Source organism: Kitasatospora sp. NPDC059817 (assembly GCF_042731835.1).
GTDB lineage: Bacteria > Actinomycetota > Actinomycetes > Streptomycetales > Streptomycetaceae > Kitasatospora.
In genome coordinates this window covers 1-9,904 of record NZ_JBHWIR010000083.1, presented here as the reverse complement: position 1 = coordinate 9,904, position 9,904 = coordinate 1, and the positions used below count along the sequence as shown (strand labels likewise).

The 9,904-nt window shown below is 74.8% G+C and carries 7 protein-coding genes; 5 read left to right on the top strand and 2 right to left on the bottom strand.

The window, feature by feature from the left end:
- The first annotated feature begins 214 nt into the window (after nt 1–214).
- From ACFV61_RS19195 to ACFV61_RS19180, 4 genes are all read left to right on the top strand, one after another.
- On the top strand, nt 215–1,702 hold the full coding sequence (locus ACFV61_RS19195) for an FAD-dependent monooxygenase (protein ID WP_380482904.1): 1,488 nt from the start codon (nt 215–217) through the stop codon (nt 1,700–1,702).
- Between the two features lie 585 nt (nt 1,703–2,287).
- Nucleotides 2,288–4,435: a protease pro-enzyme activation domain-containing protein gene (locus tag ACFV61_RS19190; protein ID WP_063348434.1), complete on the top strand. Its 2,148-nt coding sequence runs from the start codon at nt 2,288–2,290 to the stop codon at nt 4,433–4,435.
- 299 nt (nt 4,436–4,734) lie between these two features.
- Entirely contained in the window at nt 4,735–5,748 is a 1,014-nt protein-coding gene (locus tag ACFV61_RS19185; protein WP_079135727.1) for a hypothetical protein, read from the top strand.
- A gap of 299 nt (nt 5,749–6,047) precedes the next feature.
- Entirely contained in the window at nt 6,048–7,388 is a 1,341-nt protein-coding gene (locus ACFV61_RS19180) for a peptidoglycan-binding protein (protein ID WP_380492818.1), read from the top strand.
- A 40-nt stretch (nt 7,389–7,428) separates the two neighbouring features.
- Here the strand turns inward: ACFV61_RS19180 and ACFV61_RS19175 are convergent, their stop codons facing one another.
- The gene (locus ACFV61_RS19175; protein WP_380492838.1) at nt 7,429–8,184 is read right to left on the bottom strand and encodes a TrmH family RNA methyltransferase; all 756 of its coding nucleotides are present in this window, start codon (nt 8,182–8,184) and stop codon (nt 7,429–7,431) included.
- Between the two features lie 23 nt (nt 8,185–8,207).
- Nucleotides 8,208–8,945: a TetR/AcrR family transcriptional regulator gene (locus ACFV61_RS19170; RefSeq protein ID WP_380492816.1), complete on the bottom strand. Its 738-nt coding sequence runs from the start codon at nt 8,943–8,945 to the stop codon at nt 8,208–8,210.
- Nucleotides 8,946–9,044: 99 nt separating this feature from the next.
- Here ACFV61_RS19170 and ACFV61_RS19165 point away from each other — a divergent pair, with 99 nt between their 5' ends.
- On the top strand, nt 9,045–9,713 hold the full coding sequence (locus ACFV61_RS19165) for a hypothetical protein (RefSeq protein ID WP_380492814.1): 669 nt from the start codon (nt 9,045–9,047) through the stop codon (nt 9,711–9,713).
- Nucleotides 9,714–9,904 lie beyond the last annotated feature (191 nt).

Sequence of the window (9,904 nt, the reverse complement as noted above, 5' to 3'; positions counted from 1 at the left end):
TGTTTTTGTGTCTTCCGCGGGGGCCGCGCGCCGCGGGGCGCCCGCCCGCCGCCCGCCGCCCCCCCCCCCCCCGCCCCCCCCGCCCGCGCCCCCCCCCCCCCCCCCCCCGCCGGCCCCCGGGCGGTTCACAGCTCCCCGCGGGCCCTGGATGATGGAGTCTGGGAGAACGCCGGACACGGCGTCCAACCGCCCTCCGAACACCGGGAGCTGACACATGACCGCGAAGCCGACGACCGCCACCGACATCCTGATCGTCGGTGCCGGACCGACCGGACTGCTACTGGCCGGCGATCTCGCCGCGGCCGGGGTCGGCGTCACCGTCCTGGAGAAGCGCGGCGCCGAGTCCAACCTGACCCGGGCCTTCGCCGTGCACGCCCGCAGCCTGGAGCTCCTGGACGCCCGCGGCCTCGCCGACGACCTCATCGCCACCGGCCGCCCGGTCACCGGCCTGAGGATGTTCGACCGCTTCGGCATCGACCTGAGCTCGCTGCCCACCCGCTTCCCGTTCGTCCTGATCACGCCGCAGTACCACGTCGAACGGCTGCTCCAGGAGCGCGCCGAGCAGGCCGGCGCGACCATCCTGCGCGGCGCCGAGGTCACCGCCCTGCGCCAGGACGCCGAGGGCGTCACCCTGGAGACCCGCGACGGGAACACCTTCACCGCCCGGTACGCGGTCGGCACCGACGGCGTCCGCTCCACCGTGCGCGACCTGCTCGGCATCCCGTTCCCCGGCGAATCCGTGGTCGACTCCGTGATGCTCGCCGACGTCCGGCTGGAGCGCGAGCCCGCCGACACCATCACCGTCGGCGCCAACGAGACCGGCTTCTCCTTCCTCGCCCCCTTCGGCGACGGCTGGTACCGGCTGATCGCCTGGGACCGCAAGGAGCGGCAACCGGACGGCACCACCCCCTCGCCGGAGCGCCTCGCCGCCATCGCCCGGACCACCCTCGGCGAGGACTACGGCCTGCACGACGTCCGCTGGAGCTCCACCTTCCACAGCGACGAGCGCCAGGCCCCCAACTACCGCTCCGGCCGGGTCTTCCTGGCCGGCGACGCCGCGCACTGCCACTCCCCGGCCGGCGGCCAGGGCATGAACACCGGCCTCCAGGACGCCGCCAACCTGTCCTGGAAGCTCGCCGCCGCCCTCCAGGGCCGCGCCACCGACGCCCTGCTCGACACCTACCAGAGCGAACGGCACCCGGTCGGCCGGACGGTGCTGCGCACCTCCGGCGCGCTGATCCGGCTCGCCCTCGCCGAGTCCGCCCCCACCCGCGCACTGCGCGGGGCGCTCACCACGCTCGGCGGCCACCTCGACCTGGTCACCGAGCGCGGCGCCCGGATGGTCTCCGGCATCGACATCTCCTACCCGGCCCCGAAGGACGCCCACCCGCAGGTCGGCAAGCGCGTCCCGGACCTGCGGCTGACGGCGCTGCGCAAGCCCGTCGAGGGCGCCCCGGCCGCCCCCGAGCGGCTCTACGAGGCGCTGCGCGCGGGGAAGTTCGTCCTGGTCAGCAACGACGAGCTGGCCGCCGCCGAGCCCTGGGCGGACCGCATGGTCACCGCCGCCCCGGCCGACCCGCACGGCAAGCTGCGCGACACCGTCCTGCTGATCCGCCCGGACGGCTACGCCGCCTGGGGCGCCGTCGACCCCGGCCAGGGCGAGCTCCGCACCGCCCTCACCGCCTGGCTCGGCACCCCCTGACCCCCGCCGGGGGGGGGGGGGGGGGGGCCGCCCCCCCCCCCCCCCCCCCCCCCCCGCGCGCCGCGCCCCCGCCCTCCCCCCCCCCCCCCACCACCCCCACCCCCCCCCCCCACCCACCCCCCCCCCCGCTCCCCCCCCACCCCACCCCCCCCCCCCCCCCCGCCCGGCCCGCCGTCAGGGCTTCCAGGCCCTCCGTCAGACCCTCCCGGCCCCCTCCGTCGGCCCCTCCCGGCCCGACGTCAGAGCAGCTTCCGGGCCGCGCCTTTCACATAGTTCCGCGCCGCCCGCGCCCGATTTCCGCGCGTCGTCATTCGGCCCACGCCAGCCGTGCTTCCCGCCCGGCCCCACCCGATTCCACGTCCGTCCCTTCCGCCCCCCACCGGTAGGGACCGGTTCCGGAATCCGGGCCATTCACTGTATGGAATCCCCGCATTCCGGGTGTCCACAGTTGACTGTTTTTTAGCAACGAATTGCTTGACCATGAGCCACTTTGCGCACTGGTTCTGTCATGTTCTAGCCAGCGTTTTCGACTCCGGAACGCTCTGGCCCCTTGCCGGCCCCCACAGCCGGCCAGAGGAGGATCCGTTGCGCCCCCGCTCCCTTGCCCTCGCCGCGGCGATAGCCGTGCTGCCGCTGACCGCCGTCTCGCTCGGTGTCTCCACCGCGCAGGCCGCCCCCGCTCCCCGTGTCGCGCTCCCGAACACCGTCAACCCGGCGGTGGCCCACTCGGAGAAGAAGGGCGACGTCCCGGCCGAGCAGCAGATCTCGGTGGCCGTCAGCCTGAAGCTGCGTGACACCGCCGCCCTGGAGCACTTCCTCACCGCGGTCGCCACCCCCGGCACCCCCGAGTTCGGCAAGTACCTGACGCCGGAGCAGTTCACCGCCCGGTTCGGGCCGACCCAGGCCGCCGTCGACCAGGTCAAGACCTACCTGGCCGCCCAGGGCCTGACCGTCACCGAGGTGAGCGCCAACCGCCAGGTGGTCAGCGCCCACGGCACCAACGCGCAGATCTCGCAGGCCTTCGGCACCCACGAGAGCTCCTACGTCGACCCGCAGCTGCAGCGCGCCTTCTTCGCCAACGACGCCGCCGCCTCCGTCCCGGCCGACCTGGCCGACGTGGTCCAGGGCGTGAGCGGCCTGGACAACCACGCGGTCCGCAAGAACCGCCTGGCCAAGCCGAACTCGGTCACCCCGCACACCGCCTCCTCGACCCCGAGCGGCTTCGGCCCGTCGCAGTACGACGGCGCCTACAACCTGAACAAGACCGGCGCCGACGGCACCGGCACGACGGTCGCCCTCTGGGAGTTCGACGGCTACTCGTCCTCCAACCTGACCACCTACGACTCGCAGTACGGCCTGTCCGGCCCGGCCGTCTCCACGGTCTCGGTGGACGGCGCCAACTACGACTCCGCCCCCGGCCAGGGCCAGGGCGAGGTCGAGCTGGACAGCGAGATCGTCCGCGGTGCGGCGCCGAAGGCGACCCAGCTGGTCTACGAGGCGCCCAACAGCGACCAGGGCGAGATCGACATGGCCAACAAGATCGTGGCCGACAACCAGGTCTCGGTCATCTCGATCTCGTGGGGCTCCTGCGAGCCGGACACCACCGCCGCCTCGATGACGGCCGTGGACAACGCCTTCAAGCAGGCCGCCGCCCAGGGCATCTCGATCTTCTCCGCCTCCGGTGACGACGGCTCCCGCGACTGCACCCGCTCCACCAGCGGCTCGTCGGTCAAGGCGGTCGACTTCCCGGCGTCCAGCCCGCACCAGACCGGCGTCGGCGGCACCAACCTCCAGGTGTCCGGCACCTCGTACTCCTCGGAGAGCGCCTGGAGCAGCGCCGGCGGCGGCGTCTCCACCGTGTTCGGCAAGCCGACCTGGCAGACCGGCACCGGCACCGGCAGCGGCACCATGCGCACCGTCCCGGACGTCTCCTCCAACGCCGACCCGGCGAGCGGCTTCGCGATCTACACGGCCGGCTCCTGGCAGGTCTACGGCGGCACCAGCGCGGCGGCGCCGCTGTGGGCCGGCTACGCGGCCCAGTTCAACCAGAAGGCCAAGGCGGCCGGCCAGCCGGTGCTGGGCGAGGCGAGCCCGAAGCTGTACGCGGTCGCGAACAGCAGCAACTACTCGGGCGCCTTCCACGACGTGACCAGCGGCTCCAACCAGGACTTCCCGGCCGGTACGGGCTACGACCAGGTCACCGGCTGGGGCACCCCGATCGCCGACGGCCTGACCACCGCCCTGCTCGGCGGCGGCTCCACCACCCCGCCCGGCGGCTGCACCGCGGCCCAGCTGATCGGCAACGGCGGCTTCGAGACCGGCACCGCCGCCCCGTGGACCACCTCCAGCGGCGTGGTCGACAACAGCTCCTCGCAGGCGGCCCACTCGGGCAGCTGGAAGGCCTGGCTGGACGGCTACGGCAGCGCCCACACCGACACCCTGTCGCAGACCGTCTCGGTGCCGGCCGGCTGCAAGTCCGCCAGCCTCACCTTCTGGCTGCACATCGACACCGCGGAGACCGGCACCACCGCGTACGACAAGCTGACCGTCCAGGCCAACGGCACCACGCTGGCGACGTACTCCAACGTCAACGCCGCCGCCGGCTACGTGAAGCGCACCCTGGACCTCTCCTCCTTCGCCGGCAAGAGCGTGACCATCAAGTTCACCGGCACCGAGGACGGCTCCAACCAGACCAGCTTCGTGATCGACGACGTCGCGCTGAACGTCAACTGACCACCAGCGGGTAGCACCACCTGACCCCCGCCGGGGCGGCGCCGACAGGGCCCGCCCCGGCGGTGTGCGTCCGCCCGTCCCGGCGGACGGCGCGGGCGAACGGCGAGGGCGTGTGTTTCCGAACTGTTTCAAGATCACTAACCCTTCGGTTCACCTGCCGTGACCCCTGTCATACGCACGACTGATGACGTAGCCTCTCGACCGTGCATAGGGTTCCCCAAAGCTCGGTGAAGCCGTCGGCGGCGAGCCTCGGCGCCGGCCAGGCCCCTCCGAACTCACCTGGCGGGGAGGGTCACCGCATGGCCGCACAGCAGCCTCAGGACTCCGCGCGACTCCGGCTGGTCGGACTGCGCCCGGAGCGCCCCGGCCCGTCCGTACCCGCACCGCCTCCGGCACCCGCGCACGCCGGGCGGGCCACCGCCCCCGGCGGCTTCGCGGACACCCTGCACCTGGCCATCGAGGCCAGCGGCCTCAGCCTGGACAGGATCAGAGCCGCCCTCACCCAACGTGGCGTCAGAGTCAGTGTCACGACGCTGAGTTACTGGCGGCGCGGGCGCAGCCAGCCCGAACGGGCCAGCTCGCTGAGGGCCGTCCACCTGCTGGAGGAACTGCTCGGACTGCCGCACAGCGCGCTCACCTCACTGCTCGGCCCGCCCCGCCCGCGCGGCCGCTGGGCCGCCGTCGCGAACACCTGCCACCTCGGCCTGGAGGACGTCTGGCCGGGCGAACGGCAGATCGCGGACATCTTCGCCGAGCTGGACGCCCCGCCGCAGGGCGAACTGGAGCGGCTGAGCATCCACGACTCGTACTACGTGGACGCCGAGCGGCGCGGCAACCTGCTGCGGATGCGCCAGGTGGTGCGCGCCACCGTCGGCGGCGTGGGCCGCTGCCTGGTCGTGCACAAGGCCGACGAGGAGGCGACCGGCTGCCCGGAGATCACCTCGGTGCGGCACGGCCGGCTGGGCCGGGTCCGGCGCCGCCCGGAGGCCGGCCTGACCGTCGGCGAGCTGATGCTGGACCGCCCGCTGGCGCTCGGCGACAGCACGGTCTTCGAGTACGAGGTGGAGATCCCGCCGGGCGGCCCGACGCTGGAGTACAGCCGCCGCTTCGCCACCCCGGTGCGCGAGTACGTGCTCCAGGTGCACTTCGACCCGGCGGCCGTCCCCGCACACTGCGAGCGCTACGACCGCGAGCCGGGCGCGGACGTCGACCACCGCCGCGAGCAGCTCTGGATCGGCGCCTCCGCGAGTGCCCACGTGCTCGCCCCGGACCAGCAGCCCGGGCACATCGGCATCCGCTGGGAGTGGCAGTAGCCGCCCCCCGGCGTCCAGTCATCCCTGACATCCAGCCGCCCCCGCCGGCCTCGAACCGGCCCGCGCACCCCCGCCACGCCTGACCGGCCGCCAGGCCCCGCACCGGCACTACCGTCTCCTCCTCGCCCCCGCCACGCCCGGGCCGCCGAACGGTTGTCACCCGTCCGGCGCAATCCGCCGTGCCACCTTCCGCCCGCTTTGGGACTTTGGTCCCGATAACACGCGGGGCCGGCCCGGGAAGGCCAGTCCTGTCACGCCGTCAGGCGTCGACCAGGAAGACCGCAGGAAAGAGGCGGAGCATGACCCGTACCGACCACCTGTCCCCGCTGCTGGAGTTCGACGAGGTCGAACCGGACGAGGACTGCATATGCGGGGGCTGCAGCGCCCGCCGCCGCGCCCGGCGGCACGCCGCACCGGTCCACGAGGGCGGGCACGCCGCGGCCCGCAGCATCCGCCGCCGGGCCGCCGTGCTGATGGCCGCCGTCGGCACCGCGGTGGGCGGCGGGACGGCCGCCGCCGGACACGCCACCGCCGCCCCCACCCCCGGCCCCACCCCGGGCGGCAGCAGCACCGCCCAGCCCCCGCAGACCCCGCAGGGCGAGGTCAGCGGCCTCTACGGACAAGCGCCCGGCGCCCGCGCCTTCGCCGCCCCGCGCGCCGCCACCCAGCCGCCCACCCGGGCGCAGATCATCCAGCGCGCCCAGGGCTGGGTCGACCAGCAGGTGCCGTACGGCATGGGCAGCTACTGGTCGGACGGCTACCGCCAGGACTGCTCCGGCTTCGTTTCGATGGCCTGGGGCCTCGGCAGCAGCCAGACCACCTGGACCCTGCCGAACTTCGCCGAGCGGATCGGCAAGGCCGACCTCCAGCCCGGCGACGTGCTGATCTACAACAACCCGGCCAGCCCGCAGTCCGGGTCGCACGTGACGATCTTCGGCGGCTGGACGGACTCCTCCCTCACCCGCTACCTCGCCTACGAGCAGACCTCCCCCGGCACCAAGAAGCGCGACACCCCGTACGCCTACTGGAACAACTCCGGCGCCTACGTCCCGTACCGCTACACCGGCCTGTCCGGCGGCAGCAACGACGGCGCCCCGGCCACCGCCTTCCCGGGCGCGGACAAGTTCGGCCCCGGCGCGAACAACGCGTACGTCACCGAGCTCGGCCGGCTGCTGGTGCAGCGCGGTGGCGCCCGGTTCTACTCCGAGGGGCCCGACCCGCGCTGGGGCGAGGCCGACCGGCGGGCCACCCAGGCCTTCCAGGAGGCCCAGGGCTGGCGCGGCGCCGAGGCCGACGGCATCCCCGGCAAGGACACCTGGGACTACCTGGTCAACGGCAAGGGCCGCGCCATCGGCGCCGGCACCACCCCGCTGCCGCCGCCGGTCCAGCCCGGCACCGGGGCGCCCGCCTTCCCCGGCCGGCAGTACTTCGGCCCGGGTCAGAACAACGACCAGGTCCGCCTGCTGGGCGAGCAGCTGGTCCGCAAGGGCTTCGGCGGCTCGTACGGCGTCGGCCCCGGCCCGCGCTGGAGCGAGAGCGACCGGCGGGCCGTCCAGGCCTTCCAGCAGGCCCAGGGCTGGCGCGGTGCCGAAGCCGACGGCTACCCCGGCCCGGACACCTGGCGCCGGCTCTTCGCCTAGCCCGTGAACGGCGTGGTGCCCGCCCGGCGGGCGCCACGCCTCACCCCCGCGGCTTCGACGACATCCAGTGGAAGAGGCCCATCGCCACACTGGTGGCCAGGTTGAAGCTGGACACCCCCGGCTGCATCGGCACCGAGACCAGGTGGTCCGCCCGCGCCTTGAGCTCCGCCGAGACCCCGTGCCGCTCGGTGCCGAAGGCGAGCAGCGCGTCGTCCGGGAACGGCAGCGTCCGGATGTCCGCGCCCTCCGGGTCCAGCACGTACAGCGGCCCGGCGGGCAGCTCCGGCAGGACCAGCCGCTCCACCGCGGTGGCGAAGTGCAGGCCCGCGCTGCCGCGCAGCACGGTCGGGTGCCAGGGGTCCAGATCGCCGGTGGTCACCACGCCGGTGGCGCCGAAGCCGGCCGCCAGCCGGATCACCGCCCCGACGTTGCCCAGGTTGCGCGGGTTCTCCAACAGCACCACCGGGGCCGGGCGCGGGCGCCGGGCCAGGGCCGCCAGGTTCGCCCCGACGGACGGCCGCGCGGCCAGGGCGACCACCCCGGTCGGGTGCAGCCGGGGTGCCAGCGTCCGCAGCCGGTCCTCGGGCAACTCCACCGCCAGCGCGTCCAGTGCCGGGGCGACGTCCGGCGCCAGTTCCCCGGCCAGGGCCAGCAGCGCCGCCCGGTCGGCGGTCAGCACCCGCCGGACGTCCCCGCCGAAGCGCAGCGCGTGCTTCAGCGGGTGGAACCCGTCCAGCAGGACGGCCCCCGGCTCCCGCTCCGCCGCCCGCCACGCCCGCAGCACCTCGTCGTCCATGGCGTTCATGGCGTTCATGGCGTTCACTCTGCCACCTCGTCCGAGGCCGTCTGATCCAGGGCCACCTGATCCAGGACCGCCTGATCCGGGGCCACCCCGACCGGGACGATCCCGCCCGGGTGGGGCTCGCCGGGGTGGGGCTCGCCGGGGCGGCCGGCGGCGGAGATCACCTCGTCGAAGCCGAGCGGCCGGCCGGTCGGGCCGTCCGGATCGGCGGCCAGCCCGGCGAGCGCGAGGTCGAGGTGCCGGTGGACCAGCGAGCCGTCCGCGTCGAGCGCGGCCAGCGCGCCCGGCAGCGGGCGGGACACCCGGACGCAGAGCAGCACCAGGTCGCCCATCCCCACGTCGGCCCGCAGCCGCCCGGCGTCCTGGGCGGCGCGCAGCAGTGCCTCGACGGCGGTGACGGCGTCGCGGCGGACGGCGACCAGGTCCTCGTCCACCACCAGCCGCTCCAGCAGCACCACGATCGCCGCGCCCATCCGCAGGTCGGCGGCGGCGTGCACGAAGCGGCGCAGCGCCCGGTACGGGTCGGTCTCGTCGCGGCGGGCCTGTGCGGCGGCCTCGGCGAGCCGGGCCAGCAGGTCGGTGACCAGGGCGCGGACCAGGGCCTCCCGGTCGGGGAAGCGCCGGTAGAGGGTGGCCGGGCCGACCCCGGCCCGCCGGACCACGGCGTCCAGCGGGGCGTCCGGGCCCCGTTCCAGGAACACCTCGCAGGCGGCGTCCAGGATCCTGCGCCGGCTGCGTTCCGCGTCGGCCCTCATCGGCAACTCCCTAACCGGAGAAATTCTCTCCCCCTATGCTAGCGTCCAGTGAAGCGGAGAAAATCTCTCCGCATCGTTGAGGAGCCGAGGAGTGACGCCGTGACCACCACCGCGCTCACCGTCCACACCGACATCGACGGCACCAGCCACCCGCGCGAGGCCGTCCTCGCCTGGGAGCTCGACCGCGCCCGCACCGCCCTGCGCCTGCTCAAGCAGCGCCTCGGCGACGACCGGACGCGCGAACTGCTCACCCCCGACACCACCGCCGCCGACACCGCCCTGGCCGCCTGGACCCACGCCTCCGGCGGCCGGTGGAGCACCGCCGTCACCGAGCTCACCGCCACCGGCATCGACGCCGACCGCTTCCTCACCTGGTGGCAGGGCCGCCTGCACGCCCCCGACCGGGACGCCCTGCTCGCCGCCAACCCCGAGCACTACCTGGCCGACTCCACCGGCGAACGGGTCGAGATCATCGAGACCCTCGGCACCGGCCCGGCCCGCTTCTTCCTGCGCTTCCACGACGACGTCCCGATCGCCGGGCCCGGCCACCAGGCCTTCCCGGTCCGCATCGGCGGCACCGGCACCCTCGCCGACGGCACCGAGGTGCTGCGGGTGATGCACGAGTTCGCCGACACCCCGGACGGCCTGCGGATCCGCCTCACCGTCCAGTTCCCCGAGGCCGCCCCCGCCCTCCTCGGCACCGGCCACCAGTGGCACTTCGCCTGCGAGTTCGCCAACTGGCTGAAGGCCGCCGCCCGCGCCGCCTGACGCCCCGGCGCCGTTCGCCCCCCTCCGTTCGCCCCCGCCGGGTGCGCCTGCACGGGGGGGGGACGGCCCCGACATCGGGCCCCCCCCGGTCGCCACCCCCCCCCCGCCCCCCCGCCGGGCACCTCACGCGGCCCCCCCGCGGCACGCGGCCGCGCCGCGCCCCCAACGCCGGCTAGCCCCCTCCCCCTCCC

Bases quoted from the DNA above. Each gene is read 5' to 3' on its own strand.
- ACFV61_RS19185 (WP_079135727.1), top strand. From the start codon at position 4,735: ATGGCCGCACAGCAGCCTCAGGACTCCGCGCGACTCCGGCTGGTCGGA.
- ACFV61_RS19195 (WP_380482904.1), top strand. From the start codon at position 215: ATGACCGCGAAGCCGACGACCGCCACCGACATCCTGATCGTCGGTGCC.
- ACFV61_RS19180 (WP_380492818.1), top strand. From the start codon at position 6,048: ATGACCCGTACCGACCACCTGTCCCCGCTGCTGGAGTTCGACGAGGTC.
- ACFV61_RS19175 (WP_380492838.1), bottom strand. From the start codon at position 8,184: ATGGACGACGAGGTGCTGCGGGCGTGGCGGGCGGCGGAGCGGGAGCCG.
- ACFV61_RS19170 (WP_380492816.1), bottom strand. From the start codon at position 8,945: ATGAGGGCCGACGCGGAACGCAGCCGGCGCAGGATCCTGGACGCCGCC.